A 25051-nucleotide genomic window follows, 5' to 3' on the forward strand; every position below is an offset into this window, starting at 1 on the left:
GGAATGGCAAATATGGACATCCGGTTATTTGTGCTGGCGCTGGCAACCTTCGTTACCGGCACCGCCGAGAACATTATCGTCGGCATTCTTCCGGGCATCGCACCCGGTTTGAATGTCTCAGTCAGTGCTGCTGGGCAGCTCACATCAATCTTCTCGATTACCTTTGCGCTTACCGCTCCGATGGCACTCGTTCTCACAACGCGCTTCGAACGGAAAGCCATCCTCGTCTTCGCCTTGGGCGTTTTCATCGCAAGCAATATCATCGCGAGCATTAGCTCCAATTATGCTGTCCTGTTTATCGCGCGCATCGGCATGGCCTCCGCAAGTGCAGTCGTCTGCCTGATTGCCACCATGCTGGCGACAGAGCTGGTTAGTCCCGCAATGCGCGGACGCGCCATCGGGATCATATTCATGGGTATAAGCGGATCGATGGTGGCCGGTGTCCCCACGGGAATGATTGTCAACGATTGGCTGGGCTGGCGTGCGGTCTTCCTGTGCCTGGCACTGGCGGCAGCTTTGGTGCTGCTCCTGTCGTTGCTTTCCCTGCCCCGTGCAGGACGAAGCCTGCGTGGCTTGCCACCTTATATGCCACACCTCAAATCCTTCCGGCTGGTATCAGCACAATTGGTTTCCATCCTGATGATCGGCGGTCATTTCGTATTGTTCGCTTATCTGTCACCCTATCTTCTGGAGGCTGTCCACATCTCTTCACAGAAAGTCATCTGGGCGATGGTGGCGTTCGGCGTGGCCGGAATGACAGGCGGCTATCTCGGCGGACTGCTCGTCGACAAGCTTTCACCAAGGTTGGCTATCGTGCTGACGCCACTTCTCTATCTGACGGCGTTAGCAACGATACCGCTTGCAACAGGTTCCAGCACTATTTTCGGCGCGGTACTGATGGTCTGGGCTTGTATCAGCTGGATGATATCACCCGTCGTTCAGAGCTTTCTCATCACGACCGATCCCGCAACGGCAGATGCCGGTGTCGGGATCAATCTATCTGCCATGCACATAGGCGTAGCGCTTGGCACGGCCACGGGCGGACTTGCTTTACGGCACTGGCACTTGCAAGCCCTGCCGTGGATCGGATGCATTCTGGTCGCGCTTTCCTTACTGTGTGCCCTTAACGCTTCCCGATATTTTGCAGGTCGTAAGGCGTCGATTGATACATCTCGTTGATCCAGTTTCCAAACAGAAGATGTGCGTGGCTGCGCCAGCGGTTTTCCGGCTGGCGCGTCGCGTCATCTCCGGGGAAATAGTTCGCTGGAACCTTTGTTTCAGGCTGAGCCTGAATGTCGCGGAAATACTCATCGGCAAGCGACGTTGTGTCGTACTCCACGTGATTGAACATATGCAGCGCGCGATGACGTGGATCGTCCAGCAGGCAAAGGCCCGTTTCCGGACTATCGACCAAAACCTTCAGCTCACTCTCGGCTGGAATGTCGCTCTTGCGCACTTCGGTCCAACGTGAAACCGGGATTTTGAAATCATCCGAAAAGCCACGAAGGTAGGGAGACGACGGCGCAAGGTTGTGCTGGCTATAGACGCCTGACGCCTTGCCCGGCAGCTCGTACTTGCCCATGCCGTGGAAATGATGGACGGCAGCCTGTGCGGCCCAGCATATATTCAGTGACCGGTGCACATGGGTCTGCGTCCAATCGAAGACACGCTGCATCTCATCCCAATAGGTGACTTCCTCGAACTCGAGGCGTTCGACCGGAGCACCGGTGATGACAAAACCGTCAAAGCGTTGGTCCTGCACCTCTTCCCACGGCTGGTAGAACGACAACATGTGATCGGCAGGCGTATGGCGCGCCACATGGTTGGTGATACGAACAAGGGTCAGCTCGACCTGCAGCGGTGTCGCGCCAAGCAGACGCGCAATCTGCGTCTCTGTCGTGACCTTGTTCGGCATCAGATTGAGAAGGCCGATCTTCAGCGGACGAATATCCTGACGAATGGCATCTGCTTCGCGCATGACCATGACGCCCTCGGCCTGGAGAACACTGGTTGCTGGCAGATCGTCAGGAATTTTAATCGGCATGTCGCGTCGGTCCCTAGTTTATGTTGGGGGAGGACGCGAGTGGCTTTATCCGTATATTTGCCGGTTTGGCCACATCCTCTCTTTACAGAGAGTACCACCTTGCCCGGAGAGGCAGGTTGGCGTTGGGCGTCTCCCCAACTCTTGATGTGATGTCACTTCTACTCAAACTCTTTCAGGGTGGCAATAGGGTTTAAGTGTCGCCTTAAAGTGTATGAGAAATTTCCATTTCTTTTGCCGATCAGTTTATGAATGCTGCACTCAGCGACTTACAAAATTTGGAATGAACGTCCTTCAAATTTTTTCTATGGCGGCTTTCAAAGCGCTTACACGCTGAGCTGATGTCCGAAATGATTGTCCTGCGGCAAAACCGAAAGCGATAGCGCGAGAATCCTTCTCTTCGACCGGGACACGGCATGAAGCATGAATCTCTGCCGCGCCCGTTGCCTCCACGATCCGTCTCGCATTCTCCGCATTGACGCCGCTGCCGGGCATGATGCGGATGCGGCCACCAGCCAACTCAGCCAGCACCCGCAGATTATCCAGCCCCTTTTCCGCAGTTTGTGACAAACCAGACGTCAGAATGCGCTCAAAGCCGAGTGCAATTGCTTGCTTCACGGCAATCTCCATATTCGGAACGAGATCGAATGCGCGATGAAGCGTCGTTCCAAGGCCTTTTGCTTCTGCAACCAGTCTTTCCAACATGGCGACATCAAGAGAACCGTCGCTCAGCGAAGCACCAATGACAACACCGGCCAAACCGGCATTTCTGGCATTACGAATATCCGACACCATGATGGCTTCATCTTCTGTCGAAAAGCAGAAATTGCCCGCGCGCGGTCTGATCATTGTGTAAACCGGGATTGGCGCTTTCGAGGCAAGCTCCATCAATCCGAGCGAAGGAGTCAAACCACCAAGCTCAAGCGCAGAACAGAGCTCGATACGATCCGCACCACCTTCAATTGCCGACCGCAACCCTTCGGCGCTATCTACGCAGACTTCAAGTAACACGCTCACGTCTGATGCCCCAATATTGCGGCCCCAACCAAACCGCCATCACTGCCGAATACACCCGGAACGACCAATGGCTGGTTCATTTTCCGCAAAATTCTGGCCCTGACGGCCGTATCAAGTGCGGAGATCAATTCGGAAGCAGTAGCAAGTCCACCACCAACCGGAATAATCGACGTGCCTGTTATGTTGACGACGGCTGCAAGCGGATCGGCAACCAGCTGGAGATGAGCGGTAATCGTCCGTCTCGCCTCCGGTCTGCCTTCCAGCCATTCCTGCAGGACCGCATGGCTACTCGCATCTATACCGTTCAGAAACTGATGCAGCTTTTCGATCCCGCGCGCGCCGCCAATCGTATCGACGCAACCGCTCTGACCGCAGCCGCAATCGAAGCGAGGAACCGACACTGTTTGTCCGTCTATTTCTACACACGTGTTGAGGATCGGGCCATGCCCCCATTCGCCAGTCAAACCGGCTTTACCGCGAACCAATCGACCGTCGATAACAAGCCCGCCGCCAACACCTGTGCCCAGCACTGCGCAAAAAACTATGTCGTGCCCCTTACCAGCCCCTTCGATAGCTTCTGCAAGGGCCAGACAATCAGCATCATTGGCGGCGATCACCTGTCGCTGCAATCGCTCGCCGAGTTCAAGACTTAATCTGTGATCGGTGATGCAAGGAATGTTCGCCGAGAAAGCGGAACTTGTTACTGGATCAACCAATCCAGCGATGGAAAGTGCAAGTGGCCCCACCTCGTCCGATGCGCGGGTTCGAAGCACAGTTTCCAATGCGCCCCCGAACTCATCCCAACTGCTTGCAGGGGTCGGCAACTTTTCAAGAAGTTCGATGTGTCCCGGATGTACAGAGCGGGCCAGCCGAATGAAGGACCCACCAACATCCGCGGCAAAAACAGTACCTGCCTGCCGAGACTGACGCATCCTTCTGTCGTGCATGATCGATCTTCCGCCGATACGTTTCGATGGTCCAACCAATCATCGCAAATGTATCGGCAGTCAATCGCAAGGCGCAATTATCCTACGGTTTTGGCGCCACGAGCGAGATGTTCACACCTTGCGGATCCTTGCATTGAACAACCCATTCCCCGTTCGGCACTTCCATCGGCTCTTGCAAAACCGCTCCGCCGAGAGACTTGACCCGGCTGGCAGCATTCTTCACGCCATCGACCATGAAATAGAAACCCCAGCCAACAGGAGTGCCGGGAGGTGCGGTCATGATACCGCCGTGATCGGCACCATCGACACTGAACACCTTGTAATTGCCCATAGGCCCCATGTCGAAATTTCGTGAGAGCTTCCAGCCGAAAACTTTCTCATAGAACGGAAATACCGTCTCGCAGTTTTGAGCATACAGTTCATGCCAGCCCGGATGCCCCGGTTTGCGCGAACCGAAGTCAGCCGGTGGCGGCATGTCGTCTTTCGGTTCAAAAAGTGCAAAGATACCACCTTGCGGGTCCGAAACGATCGCAAACCGTCCAATGTCCGGGATATCCTGCGCTGCTCTGAGCACCTTGCCACCTTCAGCTTGAACCTTTTTGGCATATTCGTCTGCATTTGCGACACCGACATAACCGATCCAGCCGGGTTCGCCTCCGCAATCTTCCTTTGGCATATCCGCCATCGACATCATGCCTGCAATCATGCATCCGGGCACTTCGAACAATGTATATTTCATGCCGGGAACCCCGGCATCTTTCGCTGTCCAGCCGACGACTTTTGTATAAAAATCCTGTGCGTTGTCAGCATCTGTTGTCATAAGTTCGTACCAGACGAACGGAGAAGAGCCGTTTTTCATTGAAAGTACTCCCTTGGATTTCTTTCGCAGTTGAATGATCAGCCGCAGCAGCTGTGCTTGGAAGCCTGTGCTTCATACTCATCATGCCGTTTGACGAAATGCATCGTGCCATTTTCATTCCGGCCCTTGGGGGCGCGGTCGAGGATCATCAAAGTACCTATCCACTCCTCGATGCCTCGGGCATAGCTGGAATAGGTGTGATAGATGGCACCGCTGTCGTCCTTGTAGAAAGCGCTCATGCCGGGCAGCTCATCAAAAGCATCTTCAGCAGCCAGCTTGTCGAAATTGTAGAAAACACGGTTATTCTCGAGCTCATCCTTCGTAAAGGAGACGTGGTAATCGAAATTGAAATCACTGCCTTCTGACGAAACCCATGGAAAATGCCAACCCATTCGCCTTTTGTAAGCTTCCAGCTTTGCCAGAGGCCCGCGCGAAACGGCAATTAGCGTGACGTCGTGATTGTTGAGATGTGTCACGGCGCCATCAAGATTGTCAGCAAGGAACGAACACCCTGTGCAACCTTGATCCCAGTCGGGTCCGAACATGAAATGGTAGACCAGCAACTGGCTACGCCCGTCGAACAGTTCGGAAAGCGACTTCCGACCCGAAGGCGTATCGAATGCATAGTCCTTATCAACCTTCACCCATGGCAGTGCCTGCCGCTCACGATTGACCTTGTCGCGCAGATGAGTGGCTTCTTTTTCACTTGCCAGAAGCGCACGTCGCGCCTCAAGCCAAACTTCTCGGGATACAACCTCATTCATGGTGCAAGCCCTCCTCCGGCTTTTGCTCCCTGTCTATGCCCAGATATCAATGTTCCCGCTTGACGATTTACATTGATATCAATATTAATAAATCATGTCAAATAGCCTCGATGTACCTTTTGAAACAACACTTCTGGTTCGTGATACCTGCCTTTGCTTGCATGTTCAGCGCGCCGCACGTGCGCTCGCCCGCCGCTTTGACGACGCTCTGCGTCCAGTTGGGCTGACCAACGGTCAATTCTCGCTGATGATGTCGCTCAATCGCCCGTCGCCGCCGCCAATGAAGCCGGTGGCAGAACTGTTGGCCATGGATCAGACGACTTTGACCGCAGCGTTGAAGCCATTGCAACGGCAAGGTTGGGTGGAGATCGTTATCAACCCGAAGGACAGGCGCGAGCGTTTATTGCAACTCACGCCTGAGGGAAAAGCAGCTCTTGCTGCAGCGGTGCCGATATGGAAGGCCACACATGCGGATATCGAGAAGCAGCTCATAAGCGGCAACGGTGATGACGTCCGCCGCGACTTGCTGGTTCTGTCGTCAGCCTAATGGCTGAAGGGGCGCTTTTCGCGCCCCTGCCCAACAACTTATTTGTTTTTCTTCTTTGGCTTGAATTCCTTGTCGTAAACCTCTTCCGCCATACGCCGGAGCGAACGCCCGATAGCGGCATATTCATACTCATTGAGGTTCGCCAGCGAGATACGCCCTGCAGGCTGCAAAGTACCGAAGCCAGTGCCCGGAAGCATAACAATGCCGGTTTCATCTGCGATACGGAAAAGCAATTCTGTTGGAGAGATATTCTTCTTCACCCAGGCCGCGAAATCATCGCCATAGAGGCGGCGAACGATATCCTCCAGATCGAGCAGCGTATAATAATCGACTTCATTCTCGTCGGACTGTGGTTCCAGCCCAAGCTCGCGGTAAAGCGCCGCTTCACGGTGACGGATCAACTTCTTGAGTTCGGCCTTGTAGGAATCCTTTTCGTCCATCAGACCGAAAAGCGAGAACAGAACCATCTGCACTTGCTGCGGCGTTGATAGCCCTGCTGTGTGGTTAAGCGCGACAGTGCGGCTGTCGGCAACAAGCCTGTCAATAAACTTCAGTTTTGAGACATCCGGCGTTAGTGAGGAATAGCGCTCATTCATTTCCTTCTTCGCCGATGACGGGAGGTTCTTGAGCTTTTCATCCAGAAGATTGTCCTTCTGCATGGCGACAACACCAAGACGCCAGCCGGTTGCTCCGAAGTACTTGGAAAAAGAATAGACGAGCATTGTATTGTAAGGGCAGATCGCAAAGAGCGACTTGAAGTCATCTGCAAAAGTGCCGTAGACGTCATCCGTCAAGATCATGAGATCGGGACGCTTTTCCTTGACGATCCGCGCGATTTGCTCAAGGCCGCGTTGATCCATCTTGACCGACGGCGGGTTGCTCGGATTGATCAGGAAGAAGACCTTGACCGACTTGTCGAGCAGCTTGTTCAGCTCCGCTTCCGGATATTGCCAGCCCTGGTGCGGGTCGGCATTGATGTGCACTTCTTTCAACCGATAATTGTTCAGTTCCGGTATTTCGATGTAGGGCGTGAAAGCTGGCATGCCGATGGCGACTGTATCGCCTTCATCAAGTATCTTGTTCTGTTTCAGCGTGTCGAAAATATAGGTCATGGCAGCAGTTCCGCCTTCGACCGCGAATATATCGAGTTTATCGGAACTCATGTAACCGCCGATCATCTCGCGCACGAGATAATGCTTCACGATCTCTTCGCTGATCTTCAGCATGCGCGGTGGAACCGGATAGTTACACCCAAGAATGCCTTCCACCATTTCATGCAGATATTCTGATGGGGAAAGGCCCAGCTGATCGCGCACATAAGACAGTGCACGCCCGAGAAACTTCACCCCGGGCTGGTCGCCATTATCTGAAAGAAATCTCTGGAAACGCCCTTCAATTCCCTCGACTTTCGGCAAACCGCCCACGCTTGTCGACATATAGGAATAGGAAAGTTCGGCTTCTGCGACTGCAAATAGCCCCAGCCGCAGAAAGGCACGACGTGGTAAGGTGGCAAGAAAGTTCGGATTGCCGCGCCCGGCGTTCAGCATGGTCAGATCAGCTTTGCTTGAAGCCAGCTGGATCAGTGCGTCCTTGAGTTCGAACGGGCTTAGCTTTGCATATTTGCTATAATCAGTCTTCGCCATGATCTACTCCTCAGGAGAAAGCGACCACCAACGGCCCGAGCAATGTCAAAAAGACATTGGCAAGCGCATAGGTGATTGCGAACGGGGTGGTAGGAATGGAATTGCCTGCCTTGTCGAGCACTTCGCCGAAGGCAGGATTTGCGCTGCGCGACCCGGAAAGAGCGCCAGCAAATATAGCCACATTGTCATATTTCAGCACGTAACGGCCAAAGAACATCGTGATGATCAGCGGCAGAATGGTTACGACCACACCGATCAGGAAAATGGTGAGACCGCTGCTGATAATTGTCTGCACGGCCTGCAGACCTGATTGGAGGCCGACAACTGCAACAAAGCCAGCGAGGCCCAAATCGCGCAGCAATGTGGAGGCACCCGTCGGCATGTTGCCGATGGTCATGTTCCGGCTGCGATACCAACCGAAGAGCAGACCTGACAGAAGCGCTCCGCCGCCGCTGCCGAGTGTCAGCGGTATCGAACCAATGCGCACGACAGCCAGACCAATCAGAAGACCGAATGCGATACCAAGACCATGAAACACGAAATCGGTCTTGTCACTCGGAACGATCACCGGACCGATAGACTTCGCCGCACGCTGCAAATCCTGATCGGTTCCGTAGAGTGAAACGACATCGCCAGCACTGATGACCGTATCAGGTTGCAGCGGCAAAGGCTTGTCGGCACGTTTGACACCGATAACATAGACGCCATGGCGCAGTTCAGAGCTTATATTCTCCTTGATCGCAGCAACGGTCTTGCCGACATAATCCGGTGAAGTGATCGTCACGTCACGGATTTGCACGACGACATCCATGCCTTCAGAAGATTGCAATTCGGTGCCGATCTTGTTGCCAGAAGCGACAACGCCTGAGCGCCTGCCGGCCACAAGAACGATGTCGTCCCTTTCCAGATGGAGATTGGGTGCGAGGCCGATGATCTTGCCAGCACGTTTGACCCGTTCAATGGTTATGGCGTCTTCAACAGAGGTCATCGCCTCAATCTGGGCCACGGTCTTTCCTGATGCCTGTTCCACCTTATAGATGCGCCCCACAAGATCAGGAGCTGCTTCGCTTTCGCCCTGCCCCAAGACCCTTATGCCAGCCAAAAGTTCGGCTTCCGCCTTGATGGCATCGTCGCGGATAGTGCGTCCCATGAATTTCGGCAGCAGATTGACGCAGACAATGATCGCTCCGAAGGAACCGAAAATATAGGTCACAGCATATCCAACAGCGACATTGGCCTGCAATCGCTGTACTTCGTCAGCTGCCAGACCAAGCTTGGAAATGGCCGAACTTGCCGTTCCGATGATTGCAGATTGCGTCAGCCCACCTGCTGCGATACCCGCCGCAAGACCTTTGTCCAAACCGAATATGCGCGCCATGATGACGACGGTCGCGAGACCGCTGATAGCGAGCACCGCGGCCATTGCGATCTCACGCAAGGATTGCCGCCCGAGTGATCTAAAGAATTGCGGACCACTTTCGAAACCGACCGCATAAATAAAAAGGGCGAAGAGCAGAGCCTTCACCCCATTATCGATCTGAACGCCCACCTGGCTGATTATCACCGCGACAAGCAGTGACCCGGCAACCCCTCCTAACTGGAACTTGCCGAAGTGTATCTTGCCGATCGCATACCCACCGGCCAGGGAAAGGAACAAAGCAATTTCGGGTGCCTGCTGAAATATTGCCTGAAGCCAATGCATCCGTCCCTCCAAGCTCCGATAACAACCTAGGGTTAGCTAGAGCGGAAACACCAAAGACAAGAGGCCGCAAACACAAAATGTTAAAAGAAATGACAGCAAACACAAGATCGCTCAAAAAGTTGAAAGTGCTTTCTGGAATTGTTCTATTCTGGAACGGAGACAATCTCTTTACACCGTTCTGTGATGAAAACTTAAAATAGATCAATATCGGGGTAAGATGTCTGGAAAAAGCAGGACACAGACATAAAATATGTCTGACGACGATCCTCCTCTTGCAACAGGGTGATTGACGAGCATTTTAAGGATGAAAGCAGGCTGAAGTAATGAATGAAAAGCGAGCCCCCCATCTCGTTGTCGTCGGCGCCGGTTTTGGCGGATTGCAACTGATCCACGATCTTAGAAACGTCGACGTGCGAATAACGCTGATCGATCAGCGCAATCATCACCTGTTCCAGCCGCTTCTCTATCAGGTGGCAACAACTATCCTCGCCACGTCCGAAATTGCCTGGCCGATCCGGCATCTGTTCAAAGATCGCAAGGAAGTGACCACGCTATTGGGCACAGTCACCGATGTTGACACCGAACACCGTCAGGTGCTGCTCGAAAACGGCACCGAAATTTCGTACGACATGCTTGTACTCGCCACCGGTGCAAGACACGCCTATTTCGGCAATGATCAGTGGGAGGCGCTAGCACCCGGACTGAAGGCACTTGAGGACGCAACCACCATTCGCCGTCGCCTGCTTCTCGCCTTTGAGCGTGCAGAACGTGAAAGCGATGAAGCAAAGCGGCAAGCATTGTTGACATTTGCCATCGTGGGTGGCGGGCCGACGGGCGTTGAACTAGCAGGCATTATCGCTGAGTTGGCCAAGCAAACCATATGGCCGGAGTTTCGCAATATAGACACGCGGCAGACACGCGTGATGCTGCTTGAAGCCGGTCCGCGCATTCTGGCGGCGTTTCCAGAAGACCTGTCCAATTATGCGTTGAAAGCGCTCGAAAAACTGGGGGTGGAAGTACGGCTCGGAATTCCGGTCAAGGACATCACAGCCGAGGGCGTGACTGTCGGCGAAGAGTTCATTCCATGCCGGACGGCAATCTGGGCAGCAGGCGTGGCTGCCTCTCCAGCTGCAACGTGGCTCAACACCGAGAGTGACCGAGCAGGGCGCGTGAAGGTGTTATCCAACCTCAATGTACCTGGCCATGAGGATATCTTCGTCATTGGTGATACCGCATGGGTCGAGGGACCGGACGGCAAGCCGGTTCCGGGTATTGCCCCTGCCGCCAAGCAGCAAGGTGCCTATGTTGCGAAGGTCATCAAAAGCCGCATTGAAGGAAAGACCCCACCGATGCCATTCCGTTACAAGCATCAGGGCAATCTTGCGACCATCGGCAGAGGCGCCGCTGTGGTCGATATGGGGCGCTTCAAGCTCAAGGGACTCATCGCCTGGTGGTTCTGGGGCATTGCGCACATCTTCTTCCTTATTGGAACGCGAAGCCGTGCCGCCGTCGCCTGGAGCTGGCTCTGGACTTACATCTCCGGCCAGCATAGCGCTCGGTTGATAACGCAAGGCAAACCTGTAGAGCGCTAGATGGAAGACGGCCCGCCGGAAGCGGGCCGTTTCTCTTACTGTCTGATATGCCGTTATTCGGCAGGTTCCAGCTGCGGAACAAGGTCTGTGACAACAGGCGTTCCGTTCATCGCTGCGGCCAACTTGTCGGTATCGAGTTCATTTTCCCAACGTGCCACGACGATGGTTGCGACCGCGTTGCCAACGAGATTGGTCAGAGCGCGGCATTCTGACATGAAGCGGTCGATACCGAGGATCAGGGCCATGCCCGCGACTGGAACGGCTGGAACGACGGACAGTGTCGCCGCAAGCGTGATGAAACCGGCACCCGTAATGCCTGCTGCACCTTTTGAGCTCAGCATTGCCACCAGTAGAAGCAGTATCTGATCACTCAGTGACAGTGGAATATCCGTCGCCTGCGCGATGAAGAGGGCTGCCAGCGTCATGTAGATATTTGTGCCGTCGAGATTGAACGAATAGCCCGTCGGAATGACGAGGCCAACGACAGAGCGCTTGCAGCCAGCCTTCTCCATCTTGTCCATCAGCGCGGGAAGTGCGGCTTCAGACGAAGATGTGCCCAGAACCAGCAGCAGCTCTTCCTTGATATAGCGGATAAGCGCGAGGATCGAGAAGCCATTGTAACGGGCGACAGCTCCCAGAACGACAAGCACGAACAGCAGGGCCGTGAGATAGAATGTGCCGATCAAAAGCGCGAGATTGGCAATCGAGCCGATGCCGTATTTGCCGATGGTGAATGCCATGGCACCGAAAGCCCCGATTGGAGCGGCCTTCATGAGGATCGAAACCAGCTTGAAAACGGGTGCTGTCAGGACGTGAAGAAAATCGGTGACAGGCTTGCCCTTGTCGCCGACCAGAGCCAGCGCAATACCAAACAGAACCGAGAAGAACAGCACCTGCAGAATGTCGCCGTCTGCGAATGCTCCAACAATCGTTGTCGGGATGATGTTGCTCAGAAAGCCGGTGATGGTCTGCTCATGTGCCTTGGCGGCGTAGTTGGCAACGGCCTTCGGATCAAGCGAAGCCGGGTCGATGTGCATCCCGGCGCCCGGCTGCACGACGTTGGCGACAATAAGCCCAATAATTAAGGCAAGCGTCGAAAACGTCAGGAAGTAGATCATTGCCTTACCGGCAACGCGACCGACCTTTTTCATGTCGGTCATTCCGGCGATGCCGGTTGCAACGGTCAGGAAGATGACAGGCGCGATAATCATCTTCACGAGCTTGATGAACGCATCGCCAAGCGGCTTCAACTGCGTGCCCAGCTCGGGGTAAAAATGGCCAAGCAGAATACCGGCAGCAATAGCCACCAATACCTGTACATAAAGATGCTTGTAAAAGGGGATTGGGCCGCGCGGCGCAGCCGCGGCACCTGTCGGTACTGCAATCATGATGTCCTCCGTTCGGCTCAGTCCGGAACCTGTCCAGCCTCCCAAGCCTTCAGTCTCGAATTCCAGCGGTCCCAGCCGCTGCTGAACTGATTGATTGCAATGTCCGTGCCAGTTTGGAGATAGATCACTAACGTGTTGTTTTCTTTAAATTTGTGAGTTTTCGCATCGAAGTATATCTAGCAGAAGTGCGATTATCCGCACATTTTTATTTCCTATTTGTGTGAAATATTGCACAATGAGAGCAATGAGTTCGAACCCCTCCCCAGCGGACAGCCGCACCCGACCCACAAACATCAACCGACGGACATGGGCGTTGTTCGGATTGTTTTGGGCTGCGGTTTTCGCGCTTGCATTCTGGGTCGTCGGCGACATGGCACGAGACAAGGCCGTCCTCGCATTAAGCGAGCAGACAAGGATCGATGCCAACCTCAACACTGCATTGTTGCGCGCTGTTCTCGACAAGCAACGTGCTTTGCCTCTGGTGCTGTCAAAGGATAAGGCGCTGGAAGCTGCATTACTGGACAAAACAGCCACAACAATCGATCCCTTGAATGAGAAACTCGAAGCATTGGCGGATGGGACTCAAGCGGCCGTCATTTATCTTGTCGGCATGGACGGCATTGCCATCGCGGCAAGCAACTGGCGCGGACCAACGAGTTTTGTCGGCAACGACTACAAGTTTCGCCCCTATTTTCACAACGCTTTGAAAAACGGGGATGCAGAGTACTTTGCGCTCGGCAATGTCAGCAATCGCCCCGGTCTTTACATATCCCGTCGCATCGATGGCCCAAGCGGTCCGTTGGGGGTGATCGTTGTCAAGCTGGAGTTCGACAGGCTGGAAAGTGACTGGAACAATGCCGGACGACCGACCTTCGTGACGGATGAACGAAATATCGTTCTGATTACAAGCTTGCCGTCCTGGCGTTTCATGACCATTGGCTCGATCAATCAGGAGCAGATTCAGTCTATCCGCGATAGCCTGCAGTTTGGTGACGCGCCACTTAAACCCTTGCCCCTGTCGATCAAGTCAATTGACGGCGAGGATGTACAGTTGATTGATGCGCTGCTGCCCGGCAATGCGCGCAATACCGACTTTCTTGCGATCCGTTCGATCGTGCCTTCCACTCCCTGGCAGATGTACAGTCTCGCGCCAATTCGCCCGCAGATTCCTTCCGCCATTCGTGAATTCCGGTTGTTCACCTTTATCATCCTTTCAGCCATCGCAACGGTTGCCGGACTTCTTTTACGTCGCAGACAGAAAATCGCGACACGCATCGCCAATGCACAGCGTACACAGATGGAACTGGAAGAACGCGTGGAAGAGCGCACCCGCGATCTCAGTCTGGCACGCGACAGACTGCAAGCCGAGATCAGCGACCATCGTCGCACCGAAACAATGCTGCAAGGGGTGCAGCAGGACCTCGTGCACGCCAATCGCCTGGCCATCATGGGGCAAGTAGCGGCTGGCGTGGCGCATGAAATCAACCAGCCCGTCGCAACTATTCGCGCCTATGCAGACAACGCAAAAACCTTCATCGAACGGAAATGCCTTTCCAACGCAACCGAAAACCTCAGTGAAATCGCCGCATTAACAGACCGCATAGGTACAATCACGGGTGACCTTAAAGCACTTGCCCGCAAGGGACGTACTCCTTCCGAACCGACTTCGCTCAGTCAGGTCATTTCGGGTGCGCTGGTACTGTTGCGAAGCAGGTTCTCTGGGCGCATGGATCAGCTCGATATCGCACTACCACCGCCGGAACTGCAAGTTATCGGTCATTCAATCCGGCTGGAGCAGGTTTTCATCAACCTGTTCCAGAATGCACTGGAAGCCATTGATTTAAAACAGAATGATGGAAAAATAGAAGTCCGTACTCATGTAGATCGTGACAAAGTCATCATATTGGTTTCCGACAATGGACCGGGTATGCCGCAGCATATTCGCGACAATCTGTTTTCGCCTTTCAATACATCGAAGGAAAAAGGTCTCGGTCTAGGTCTTGTGATCGTCAAGGAGATCGTCACTGACTATGGCGGGACCATCTCTGCCGAAAGTAATGCCGCAGGCACGTCTTTCCGCATTGAACTGAGAAAAGCATGATGGACAAGTCACCCTTCGTTATCCTTGTCGACGATGACAAGGCCCTCCGCCGCGCCACTCGTCAAACGCTTGAGCTTGCCGGTTTTGAGGTTGCTGATTTTCCAAGCGCACTGGATGCGTTGAACAGTGTTACTTTTGAGTATGATGGCGTTGTCGTTACCGATGTCCGCATGCCGCAGATCGACGGTCTCCAATTCTTTGCCCGGATCAAAGCCATTGACCCCGATTTGCCAGTAATCCTGATTACTGGCCACGGTGATATTCCGATGGCGGTGCAAGCCATTCAGGACGGTGCCTATGATTTCATCGCCAAGCCGTTTGCAGCCGACAGGCTCGTGCACAGCATCCGTCGTGCATGGGAAAAGCGACAGCTTATCGTTGAAAACCGCGCCTTACGCGAAGCCGCCGAGAATGTGGAGGGTGATCTGCCGTTGATCGGCCAGACACCGGCGATGGAAAATCTGCGCCGTACCTTGCGCGATATAGCCGATACGGATGTTGATGTGCTCGTGGCTGGTGAAACTGGCAGTGGCAAGGAAGTCGTCGCACAGTTGCTGCACAACTGGGGCCATCGTCGCAAAGGCAATTTCGTAGCACTCAACTGCGGGGCCTTGCCCGAAACGGTGATTGAAAGCGAACTGTTCGGTCACGAGGCAGGTGCTTTCACGGGAGCTCAGAAAAAGCGGCTCGGACGGGTTGAACATGCAAGTGGTGGCACGCTGTTTCTCGATGAAATTGAAAGCATGCCTGCAGCAACGCAAGTGAAACTGCTGCGCGTCCTTGAGATGCGCGAAATCACTCCACTCGGCACGAATGAGGTTCGCCCGGTCGATCTGCGGGTTGTGGCTGCAGCAAAGATCGACCTCGGTGACCCCGCCCAGAGAGGCGACTTCCGTGAGGACCTCTATTACCGGCTGAATGTCGTCACGCTTTCCATCCCGCCGCTGAGAGAAAGACGAGACGACATTCCGTTGCTTTTCGCACATTTCCTGACGCGAGCGTCGAAACGCTTCAATCGCGATGTGCCCGCTATCGATACAGCGACACACCGACATCTCATGAACCATAGCTGGCCGGGAAATGTCCGCGAATTGGCACATTTTGCCGACCGCGTAGCGCTTGGCGTTGCGAAACCGGCTCACTTGCTGCAATCGATGGTCGGCAATCAAGAAACACTTCCAAAACGGCTCGAGCGCTACGAAGAAACGCTTATCCGCGAAACGCTTGCCGCCCATAATGGCAATGTTCAGGAAACGATTGAGGCGCTCGGTATTCCGCGAAAGACCTTTTACGATAAGATGCAGCGTCATGGCATCAATCGCGCGGACTATCGCGCCAACGGCGATTGAAGTTCATCTGCCATCTGTCTGGGAGGACCACGATGACCTTGAAACTCTACCTTCATCCCTTTTCGTCATACTGCCAAAAAGCGATAACCGCCTTCTATGAAAAGGACATAGTTTTCGAAGCAAGAATTCTTGATGGTACGGAACCGGTAGCGAGCGAGTTCAACGCCCTTTGGCCCTTCGGTAAATTCCCCGTGCTAACGCATAATGGAAAACTGGTGTTTGAAGCGACCGGTATCATCGAGTATCTCGACGCTGCCTATCCCCACACCAGACAACTGATCCCGTCAGACCCGCTTGTCAGCGCAGACGTGAGAATGTGGGATCGTTTCTTCGATAATTACATAAACTACCCGCAGCAACGCCTCGTCTATATCGCACTTGGTCGCGAGCATGACGACGGGGGCAACCGCTGGCGAGCAGCCTTCGATACAGCCTACGCGTTTCTGGATCGACATATGGAAGGGCGTGAATGGGTCTCGGGGGATGATTTCAGCCTTGCCGACTGCGCTGCGGCGCCTGCCCTGCTCTACGCAGACTGGACCTATGCCATTCCCGAAAAATTCGCCAATGTGTGGACCTATCGCAAACGTCTGCTTGCACGGCCGAGCTATGCCCGCGCACTCGACGAAGCGCGACCATTCCGTCATCTGTTTCCGTTAGGAACGCCCGAAGAAGGTAGGGACTGACAGCCTATCGCGGCGAAGCGATCAACTGTCCCGTAGAAGTGTGCTGCATGACTTCCATCGGAATGCCATAGATTTCCTCCAGGCGTTCTGGCACCATAATTCCCTTAGGCGTGGATTGTGCGATCAATCTGCCGCTGTGGAGTGCAAACACTTCATCGCAAAAGCGTGCGGCCATATTGACATCATGCAAGACGACGAAGACGCTCAGGTCCTTTTCGTGTGACAGCTTACGCACAAGCGAGAGAACTTCGATCTGGTGCGCGATATCCAGCGCCGAAGTCGGTTCATCAAGCAGAAGGCATTCCGCATCCTGAGCAACCAGCATGGCGAGCCAGACGCGCTGACGCTCACCGCCCGAAAGGGTATCGACCAATCGGTCCGCGAAGGCTCCGATCCCGGTCAGTTCGATGGCTTCTTCCACCTTCTGACGGTCCGTTGCGCCGAAGCGCCCTAGAGCACCGTGCCAGGGGTAGCGCCCCAAAGCGACAAGTTCCCTGACCAGCATGCCTGCCGCAGGTGCAGTCTGCTGTGGCAGGTAGGCAAGCTTACGCGCAAACTCACGGTCACCCCAATCACCAAGCGCCTTACCCGCAAAGCGTACAGTCCCGCCGGACACTGGCTGCTGCCGAGCCAAAATCTTCAGAAGTGTTGATTTGCCTGAACCATTATGCCCGATAAGCGCTGTCAGGCTTCCCACCGGTATCGACATCGTCAGCGGTTGCAACAGGACGCGCCCGGCGGCTGAAAAGGTGACATTCTCGAGTTCGAACAGAGCGGAGGTCATCATTCTCATTCCTGATTTTGGTCAACTCTAGGGTCAGGACCTAGATATCTGGCCTGCAATAAAGCAGTTCATCGAAGGTTGATAGCAAAATATGAGAAAGATATACATGTTTTGAGAAACATCATCGGGAAGAAGAGTTTGGGCTTCCATCCGCATATGAAAAGTCACATTGAAGACGTCAGCTTACTGGACGATCTCCATTATCGCGTTTGGAATGGCGCAATAGCCGACGTATGGTCGGTCGATTGCGGACCAGGCGCACGCGGAGAATATGTTTCGGAAGCGCCGCGCCTTTTTCTTGTGCTTGAAAGCCGAGGGGAACTGGCAATCCGCCCCGAACAAACCAACCATACGCTGGCGAGTGTTCAACCGCGGCAAAGGCTTTGCTACGTCCCTGCTGGCATGACGATCTGGAGCCGCGTAACACGTCCGGGAAAACTAAAACATCTCGATCTGCATTTCGATATTGCTGCTCTACAACAACGCTTCGGTCACGTACTGGACAAAAGTAGCATCGAAAAGCCTCGCCTGTTCTTTTCGAACTCGAAGATCGAACAGATTGGTTCCTTGCTGGCCGAAGAATGCATTTCAAAAGCACCGATGCATGACCTTTATGGAGAGGGCCTGCTAACCGCACTTGTAACAGAACTCTTTGAAGCGCAGTTGGAACAAAGGACACTTAACAGCAAGCTTTCACCGCGACAGCTTCACCGCGTTACTGAATTCATGGAGGATAATTACGCGCGCGTTATCCGCCTTCAAGAACTGGCAACGCTCGCCGGATTGTCCGAATCCTATTTCTGCAGCGCCTTCAAGGCCTCGACAGGTGTTTCACCGCACGCCTGGCAGATGCGGAAGCGCATTGATCAAGCGCAGATGCTGCTTCTGCAACCAAACGTGTCCCTACCCCATATCGCAGCTCTCACGGGCTTCGCCGATCAGGCGCATTTCACCCGTGTTTTCAAGAAACTGACCGGCACTACGCCTGCCGCCTGGGTCAGACAACACCAACAGTAAACCCAGCGCGAGCGATATTTGAGGACATTTTACATTAGCCAAAGATCATTCAATTAGGCGAAATAACGAACAATCTTCTAGCAATATCTTGATGTAAATACTCATATTAATTCGCAATGCGTTGCAGCGCTGACGCATTCGCCGCACCTGGCTGTTGTCTTATCGGACGTTGGCAAGTTGGGTCAGATATAGGATTTCTCAAGGGGCTTGCACCGAATGACCACATCGATAAAGCAACACTTCCTGATGCTGCTGGCCGGCAACGCAGCATTTGCGTTTCTGCCGGTTTCGACAACCTATGCGCAAGAGGCTAACAATACGGTTCGCCTTGACACGGTTGTCGTACAGACGGGAAATGGTCGTAGTGATGAGGGTGTTGCGCCGGTAAACGGCTTTGTTCCAACAGCAACGACAACCGGCTCGAAAGACAGCGTTGCCATCGAAAAGATTCCACAATCCGTATCAGTTGTAGGGCGCAAGCAGATGGATGCCATCGGCGCGCAAAAGCTGGACGAAGCATTGCGCTATACGCCAGGTGTGCTCGGACAGCCTTTCGGTGTCGATAACGATACCGACTGGCTCTATATTCGCGGTTTCGAAGCCACCCAATACGGCACCTATCTCGACGGTTTGCAGAACTTCAGCTACGGCTTCGGTGGTTTCCTGATCGATAGCTTTGGCATTGAACGTATCGACGTTCTGCGTGGTGCATCGTCTGCCCTTTACGGCGGGTCCAATCCGGGCGGCATTGTCAACTATATCAGCAAGCGTCCGACCGACGAGCGGCTGCGATATCTAGAAACGGGCATCAATAGTTACGGTAATGCCTATCTTGGCTTCGACATCGGCGACAAAGCCAGCGATACGGTCAATTACCGTGTGAACGGCAAGATTCAGGGTGGCAATAATTATACAGACTTCGCCAAGGAATTTCGCGGCGTCATCTCGCCAAGCATTGAATACAAGCCGGACGAAGCGACGAAGCTGACCATTCTCGGCAACTATACCCATCTTGATCTGACCCACGATGGCGGAGGCTTTCTTCCCTACTACGGCACTGTCGTTCCAACCGAGTTCGGCAAGATTTCGCGCAAGCGAAATTTCACCGAGCCCGACATTGATTCCTACGAGCGCGAGCAGGCCTCCATCGGCTATGAATTCGAGCATCAGTTCGACAATGACTGGACTGTACGGCAGAACGTTCGCTATGGTTTTTCACATGTGAAAGAACACACCCTTTACGCCTATGGTTATGAAGGTTTCTTGCCGCAGCCGGCACCAGGAAATCCGAACATTGCGCGCATCAATTTCAGGCACGATACGACGGTCAATACCTTCCTTGCCGACAACCAGCTTGAGGGAACAGTCGAGACCGATGCTCTGACACACAATCTTCTGTTTGGTGTCGAGTACCGTTATTTCCGTATTGAACAGATGCAGCAGACCGGCGGGGCGACTGTTATCGATGGTTTCAATCCGGTATATGGTGAACCACAGGGCCCGATGTTCGACCCTTATATCGATCAGGATCTGCGACGTCACCAGATCGGCATTTACGCACAGGATCGAGTAGAGTTCGGCGACGGCTGGATCGCAACATTCAACGGTCGCTACGACTATGTCAAAACTGACGCGGCAGGATTGCCGAGCTACGAATATAACAAGGGCAAAGCTTCAGGCCGCGCTGGACTGGGCTACGAGTTCGACAATGGCATAACGCCTTATGTCAGCGTCGCGACCTTCTTCAATCCGATCATCGAAACGCTGGCAGATGGCAGCTATGCTCAACCGGAGACGGGAACACAGTATGAAGTGGGCGTCAAATACCGTCCGGAATTGTTCGACGGCTTGATCACCGCTTCACTGTTTGATTTGACCAAGGAGAATGCCCTCACTGGCTCCAGCTTCGCGCGTGAGCAGCTTGGCAAGGTCAACTCGCGCGGTTTCGAACTGGAAGTTCAGGCCAATATCACCGATGCCTGGAAAGTGACTGCTTCGGTTACTGCCTACGACCTGAAAATCAAAGAGAATGACAGCAACCCCGATATTATCGGCAATCGTCCTTACCTCTTGCCGGAACAACAGGCCTCCGTCTTTGTCGAGTACAAGGTGCCAGACGGTGCTTTTCAAGGGGTGACGCTCGGCGGCGGTGTACGCTACCTCGGTTCCTCTTATGCCGATGAGGAAAATACACTCAAGGTGCCAGCTGTGGCGCTTGCCGACCTGAAGCTCGGTTACGAAAAAGACAATTGGGGGGTCGACCTCAACGTCACCAATCTGTTCGACAAGAACTATGTCGCTGGTTGTCAGGGCATTTATGTCTGCGGCTATGGTGAAGGGCGTAAAGCGCTACTCAAGGTCCACACCAAGTGGTGATTTTGAGATTGAATACCAAAGAGTGCCACGGTTGTGGCACTCTTTGAGGCCGTCTACAGAGTTTGCATGAATTCATGCAAGACGACAGCTTGATTATGCTCTTCGTCTTTCGCGCCATATAAGAGCGTTAGTCGCCCACCTCTTGCCTTGGCGGTCGCGATCAAATCCTTCAGTGCTGGCTTGTTACCTTCCAACTCTTCGCGATATTTTATCTGAAAATCATTCCATTTCGCCGGATCATGGCAGAACCATTTGCGAAGATTGGCGGTCGGGGCAATATCTTTGGCCCAAAGATCTATATCCGCCTTCTCCTTTGTCATACCGCGCGGCCAAACACGATCCACGAGTACACGGTAGCCATCGTTCGGTGAAGGAGCTTCATAAATACGCTTCAAGCCAATCGTCGTCATAGGAATGGTTCCTCAATGCCTCACCAACACATATGGCGAATGGAACGGCTTCGACAAGGCGACATTTCTGTTCTGGCGAACAAAGAGAAAAGCCGTGGCTGTCAGACATTGAATATCCGACAGCCACGGCTCTTACTGGCTCAAGCAAAGACGGTCGCAACTGCCTTTTTCGTCGCGGCAACAACCTTGTCTGCTTCTTCACGCGTCAGGCAGAGTGGTGGAGCAAATCCGAGAATATCGCCTTCAGGCATAGCGCGAGCGATAACGCCGTTGGCAAGAAGTGCCGTTGAAACCTGTGCGCCGATCTTCAGCGAAGGATCGAAGAATTTGCGGTCGTCGCGATCTTCCACGAATTCGATTGCCGCCATCAGACCTTCGCCGCGAATTTCGCCGACATGCTTGTGATCGCCAAGAGCATCCTGCAGTGCCTTGCGGAAATAGGCGCCTGTGGAGCCGGCATTTTCAACCAGTTTCAACTCGTCGATGAGCTTGAGATTGGCTACGCCTGCTGCAGCGCAGATCGGATGGGCAGAATAGGTCCAGCCATGGCCAATTGGCCCCATCTTGTCCGATCCCTGAACCAGCACCTGCCACATGCGGTCCGATACAATCGAGCCGGAAAGCGGAGCATAGGCCGAGGTTAATCCCTTGGCGATGGTAATCAGATCTGGCTTCATGCCGTAATGGTCGGAACCAAACATGCTGCCAAGACGGCCGAAGCCGGTAACGACCTCATCGGCAACGAGCAGAATATCGTAGCGATCAAGAACGGCCTGAATCTTCTGCCAGTAACCAGCCGGTGGCGGCACAATGCCCCCCGTACCCAGAACCGGCTCACCAATAAAGGCAGCAATCGTATCCGGACCTTCAGCAAGGATCATTTCTTCGAGCTTGTCGGCGCAATGTTGCGAAAACTGCTCTTCGCTCATCGAGCGGTCCGCGCGACGGAAATAATAAGGGGATTCCGTATGCAAGATCGGAGCGCGCGGCAGATCGAATGCATTATGGAAGGTTGCAAGACCCGTCATGCTTCCCGTCATCACGCCCGAACCATGATATCCGCGCCATCGAGAAATGATCTTCTTCTTTTCCGGGCGGCCAAGAATATTGTTGTAATACCAGATCAGCTTGATGTTGGTTTCGTTGGCATCCGAACCGGACAGACCAAAATAGACGCGGCTCATATGGTCTGGTGCACGGTCGATGATCATCTTGGCAAGCGTGATCGACACTTCAGTGCCATGACCGACATAGGCGTGATAGTAGGCAAGCTTGCGCGCCTGTTCTGCAATCGCATCCGCAATTTCTGTGCGGCCATAACCAACATTGACACAATAAAGGCCCGCGAAGGCATCAAGGCTCTTCCGGCCATTCACGTCGGCAATGTACACGCCCTCGCCGCCTTCCAGCACGCGCGTTGGCGTTTCACCACGGGCATGCATCCCCATATGCGTGGACGGATGAAAGAAATGATCCCGATCCCAAGCGGTCAGTTCATTGCTATTATTCAACATAGTTGTGTTCCTTTCCTGTCGCCACGCTTTCACGCGGCGGTATCGATGCAGAGATACTTGAGTTCGGTGAAGGCTTCGATGCCCTGATGGGAGCCTTCGCGGCCAAGACCGGATTGCTTCCAGCCGCCGAAAGGGATCGGTGCGCCGGTAATTTTTGCGCGGTTGATGGCTACCATTCCATATTCGAGTGCGCGCCCCATACGGAGCTGTCGGGCGCCATTCGCCGTTACGACATAGGCAACGAGACCATATTGTGTGGCATTGGCGCGGGCGATGACTTCGTCCTCATCGTCAAAAACCGTGACGGCAGCTACCGGTCCGAATGTCTCTTCGTGCATAATCGCCGCATCGTCAGGCACATCGACCAGCAATGTCGGTTCAAAGAAAAGCGAATTCTCTCTCAGCCGGTTGCCGCCGACGAGTATCTTACTGCCTCGCTTTTCAGCGTCCCGCACGTGCTCTTCGACCTTGTCCACCGCCCGGCTGTGCATCAGAGGCCCGATCTCCACCGTCGGATTAATCCCATTGCCGACCTTCAGCGCTTCAATGCGTACAGCAAAAGCCTTTGTGAACGCTTTCAGAATACCGCGCTGGACAAAGATACGGTTGGCAGCAAGGCAATCCTGACCGGACGTCGCAAATTTGGCGGCCATAGCAACATCAACCGCCCGCTCGATATCGGCATCATCGAAGATGATTAAAGGTGCATGTCCGCCAAGCTCCATGACAAGCCGTTTCATCGTGTTCGAACATTTGGTGGCAATCAGCCTGCCGATGTCCGTTGAACCGGTGAAGCTCAGCGCCCGTACGCGCTCGTCGCGGCACAATACATCGACGATAGGCGCGGCTTTGCCCGTCAGCACATTGAATATGCCCGCAGGCATTCCCGCACGTTCGGCCAGTTCGGCGAGGGCTAGTGCAGAAAGCGGTGTTTCAGAAGACGGATGCACGACGACCGGGCAACCGGCGGCAATCGCTGCAGCCGCCTTGCGGGTGATCATGGCATGCGGAAAATTCCATGGCGTTACAAGTGCTACGACACCCAACGCCTCGCGGCGCACGAGCATCTCGGCATTTGGGAGATGGCTCGCTATGGTTTCGCCGTTAAGACGCTTGGCCTCTTCTGCAAACCATTCGATGAAAGATGCGCCATAGTCGATTTCGCCGCGCGATTCCGCCAGCGGCTTGCCCTGCTCCAACGTCATCAGCAATGCGAGATCTTCGCGATTTGCCGTGACCAGCTCGAACCAACGCCGCAAGACCGCGGATCGTTCGTGGGGCAGCTTATCACGCCAGGCCGAAAACGCCTTTACTGCCGCATCGATCGCAAGCGTCGTCTCAGCTTCGCCAAGACTAGCCACACGGGCAAGCCGTTGACCCGTTGCAGGATCGAGAACAGGGAAGGTTTCGGCCTTTGGTCCCGCTACCCAGCGTCCATCGACATAGCCCAGTTCACGAAAAAGATGCTTATCGCGAAGCCTGCCAAGCCCATCATGTTGTATCGGATGATCCAGAACGGCATTCATTGTTCTTCTCCCAATTCAGGAAGAAGTTTGTCACAGGATAGCTCTGGATTCGGACCAAAGGCAGCCCGACGAACATTCGAATTGGACTAAATTTAAAAGCCAGACAGTCTGTTTGGGCTAGTCCGCGACTTCCTTGAACAGCGACAAAGGTGCACTCGCTTTCTCGTCCTTGACCAGCTTAGTCACGATATAGGTGAAGTAGCGTTCTATGCCGATATTCTGATCCAGAAGACGGTCAATCAGACGCTGATAGCCATCAATGTCGCGCGCCACGATCATCAGAAAATAGTCCACTCCACCGCCAACCGACCAGCAGGACACGATTTCGGGTACTGCTGTGACGGCTCTTTCGAACCGGTCAAAATCGCTTTGACGATGATTGCCCAGAGTGATCTGCACAATGACATGCGCGGTGGGAGCAATTTTACGGTAGGCGATGCGCGCATGATAGCCCGTGACAATCCCCGCCTCTTCCAGCTTGCGCAGTCGCAGCCAGCAGGGTGTCGCAGAAAGCCCGACCTTCTCCGCCAACGCAAGCTTGGTGATCCGCGCATTCTCCTGAACGGCTTCGAGAATACGCAAATCGACGGCGTCGAGCTTCAAGGCGGCTTTCATTCTGTTGATCCAGCATCTACAAACATTCCTGTTCTCATTGGCACGCCCCTGCGCCGCTGACAAGGCTCCGACATCGAAAAGTCGTGACAGATCAAAATTGTAATGATCCAATATAATTATTGACATGATCCTATAGGTCTTTCACACATAGAGCCAAGAACAAAAAATCAAAC

The 25051-nt window shown here is 53.9% G+C and carries 21 protein-coding genes and 1 riboswitch; of the genes, 8 read left to right on the forward strand and 13 right to left on the reverse strand.

The annotated features are described in order from the left end of the window. Nucleotides 1–12 precede the first annotated feature (12 nt). The gene (locus ABDF71_RS15275) at nucleotides 13–1179 is read left to right on the forward strand and encodes an MFS transporter (protein WP_151663845.1); all 1167 of its coding nucleotides are present in this window, start codon (nucleotides 13–15) and stop codon (nucleotides 1177–1179) included. Here the strand turns inward: ABDF71_RS15275 and metA are convergent. The 5 genes from metA to ABDF71_RS15300 form a co-directional block, all read right to left on the reverse strand. Further along, on the reverse strand, nucleotides 1124–2044 hold the full coding sequence (gene metA / locus ABDF71_RS15280; RefSeq protein ID WP_094515189.1) for a homoserine O-acetyltransferase MetA: 921 nt from the start codon (nucleotides 2042–2044) through the stop codon (nucleotides 1124–1126). The genes ABDF71_RS15275 and metA overlap by 56 nt on opposite strands. A 43-nt stretch (nucleotides 2045–2087) precedes the next feature. Continuing rightward, a riboswitch (SAM-I-IV-variant riboswitch) is annotated at nucleotides 2088–2197 on the reverse strand. Between the two features lie 138 nt (nucleotides 2198–2335). Beyond that, on the reverse strand, nucleotides 2336–3058 hold the full coding sequence (locus tag ABDF71_RS15285) for a copper homeostasis protein CutC (protein WP_029927546.1): 723 nt from the start codon (nucleotides 3056–3058) through the stop codon (nucleotides 2336–2338). After that, entirely contained in the window at nucleotides 3055–4005 is a 951-nt protein-coding gene (locus tag ABDF71_RS15290) for an ROK family protein (protein ID WP_151663846.1), read from the reverse strand. Before ABDF71_RS15290 ends, ABDF71_RS15285 begins: the two co-directional genes overlap by 4 nt. Nucleotides 4006–4087: 82 nt before the next feature. Further along, entirely contained in the window at nucleotides 4088–4864 is a 777-nt protein-coding gene (locus tag ABDF71_RS15295; RefSeq protein WP_029927550.1) for a VOC family protein, read from the reverse strand. Between the two features lie 38 nt (nucleotides 4865–4902). Next, entirely contained in the window at nucleotides 4903–5628 is a 726-nt protein-coding gene (locus ABDF71_RS15300) for a DUF899 domain-containing protein (RefSeq protein WP_029927551.1), read from the reverse strand. A 94-nt stretch (nucleotides 5629–5722) separates the two neighbouring features. On the opposite strand from ABDF71_RS15300, the gene ABDF71_RS15305 reads away from it, so the two are divergent. Next, a complete protein-coding gene (locus tag ABDF71_RS15305; protein WP_010658683.1) occupies nucleotides 5723–6175 on the forward strand; it encodes a MarR family winged helix-turn-helix transcriptional regulator in 453 nt (150 codons plus the stop codon). Between the two features lie 38 nt (nucleotides 6176–6213). On the opposite strand, the gene ABDF71_RS15310 is transcribed toward ABDF71_RS15305, so the two are convergent. Next, nucleotides 6214–7818 (reverse strand): bifunctional aspartate transaminase/aspartate 4-decarboxylase, encoded by a 1605-nt coding sequence (locus tag ABDF71_RS15310; protein ID WP_010658682.1) that lies wholly within the window; start codon nucleotides 7816–7818, stop codon nucleotides 6214–6216. A gap of 10 nt (nucleotides 7819–7828) precedes the next feature. Then, nucleotides 7829–9520 (reverse strand): aspartate-alanine antiporter, encoded by a 1692-nt coding sequence (gene aspT / locus ABDF71_RS15315; protein ID WP_151663847.1) that lies wholly within the window; start codon nucleotides 9518–9520, stop codon nucleotides 7829–7831. 323 nt (nucleotides 9521–9843) lie between these two features. Here aspT and ABDF71_RS15320 point away from each other — a divergent pair, with 323 nt between their 5' ends. Continuing rightward, nucleotides 9844–11112, forward strand: a complete 1269-nt coding sequence (locus ABDF71_RS15320; protein WP_029927553.1) for an NAD(P)/FAD-dependent oxidoreductase — start codon at nucleotides 9844–9846, stop codon at nucleotides 11110–11112. Between the two features lie 53 nt (nucleotides 11113–11165). On the opposite strand, the gene ABDF71_RS15325 is transcribed toward ABDF71_RS15320, so the two are convergent. Further along, entirely contained in the window at nucleotides 11166–12500 is a 1335-nt protein-coding gene (locus tag ABDF71_RS15325) for a dicarboxylate/amino acid:cation symporter (RefSeq protein ID WP_012092900.1), read from the reverse strand. A 235-nt stretch (nucleotides 12501–12735) separates the two neighbouring features. Here ABDF71_RS15325 and ABDF71_RS15330 point away from each other — a divergent pair, with 235 nt between their 5' ends. From ABDF71_RS15330 to ABDF71_RS15340, 3 genes are read left to right on the forward strand one after another with little or no spacing between them, the layout of a single operon-like run. Beyond that, nucleotides 12736–14601 (forward strand): ATP-binding protein, encoded by a 1866-nt coding sequence (locus ABDF71_RS15330; protein ID WP_151663848.1) that lies wholly within the window; start codon nucleotides 12736–12738, stop codon nucleotides 14599–14601. Further along, entirely contained in the window at nucleotides 14601–15950 is a 1350-nt protein-coding gene (locus ABDF71_RS15335) for a sigma-54-dependent transcriptional regulator (protein WP_151615690.1), read from the forward strand. Before ABDF71_RS15330 ends, ABDF71_RS15335 begins: the two co-directional genes overlap by 1 nt. Before the next feature lie 32 nt (nucleotides 15951–15982). Next, nucleotides 15983–16636 (forward strand): glutathione S-transferase family protein, encoded by a 654-nt coding sequence (locus ABDF71_RS15340; protein ID WP_151663849.1) that lies wholly within the window; start codon nucleotides 15983–15985, stop codon nucleotides 16634–16636. A gap of 4 nt (nucleotides 16637–16640) precedes the next feature. Here ABDF71_RS15340 and ABDF71_RS15345 read toward each other — a convergent pair whose 3' ends face one another. Then, nucleotides 16641–17420, reverse strand: coding sequence for an ATP-binding cassette domain-containing protein (locus ABDF71_RS15345; RefSeq protein ID WP_029927561.1), 780 nt, complete (start codon nucleotides 17418–17420; stop codon nucleotides 16641–16643). Between the two features lie 156 nt (nucleotides 17421–17576). Between ABDF71_RS15345 and ABDF71_RS15350 the strand changes: the two genes are divergently transcribed. Beyond that, nucleotides 17577–18437: a helix-turn-helix domain-containing protein gene (locus ABDF71_RS15350; RefSeq protein ID WP_235918649.1), complete on the forward strand. Its 861-nt coding sequence runs from the start codon at nucleotides 17577–17579 to the stop codon at nucleotides 18435–18437. A gap of 216 nt (nucleotides 18438–18653) precedes the next feature. Next, the gene (locus tag ABDF71_RS15355; RefSeq protein ID WP_151663851.1) at nucleotides 18654–20813 is read left to right on the forward strand and encodes a TonB-dependent siderophore receptor; all 2160 of its coding nucleotides are present in this window, start codon (nucleotides 18654–18656) and stop codon (nucleotides 20811–20813) included. A 53-nt stretch (nucleotides 20814–20866) separates the two neighbouring features. Here ABDF71_RS15355 and ABDF71_RS15360 read toward each other — a convergent pair whose 3' ends face one another. The 4 genes from ABDF71_RS15360 to ABDF71_RS15375 form a co-directional block, all read right to left on the reverse strand. Next, nucleotides 20867–21223: a DUF488 domain-containing protein gene (locus ABDF71_RS15360; protein ID WP_010658672.1), complete on the reverse strand. Its 357-nt coding sequence runs from the start codon at nucleotides 21221–21223 to the stop codon at nucleotides 20867–20869. Nucleotides 21224–21363: 140 nt separating this feature from the next. Next, nucleotides 21364–22737 (reverse strand): aspartate aminotransferase family protein, encoded by a 1374-nt coding sequence (locus ABDF71_RS15365; protein ID WP_036586463.1) that lies wholly within the window; start codon nucleotides 22735–22737, stop codon nucleotides 21364–21366. A gap of 29 nt (nucleotides 22738–22766) precedes the next feature. Continuing rightward, nucleotides 22767–24263, reverse strand: a complete 1497-nt coding sequence (locus ABDF71_RS15370) for an NAD-dependent succinate-semialdehyde dehydrogenase (RefSeq protein ID WP_151663852.1) — start codon at nucleotides 24261–24263, stop codon at nucleotides 22767–22769. Between the two features lie 117 nt (nucleotides 24264–24380). Beyond that, a complete protein-coding gene (locus tag ABDF71_RS15375) occupies nucleotides 24381–24866 on the reverse strand; it encodes an Lrp/AsnC family transcriptional regulator (protein WP_192800246.1) in 486 nt (161 codons plus the stop codon). Between the last annotated feature and the right edge of the window lie 185 nt (nucleotides 24867–25051).

The organism is Ochrobactrum sp. WV_118_8 (assembly GCF_039631535.1).
Taxonomy (GTDB): domain Bacteria; phylum Pseudomonadota; class Alphaproteobacteria; order Rhizobiales; family Rhizobiaceae; genus Brucella; species Brucella anthropi.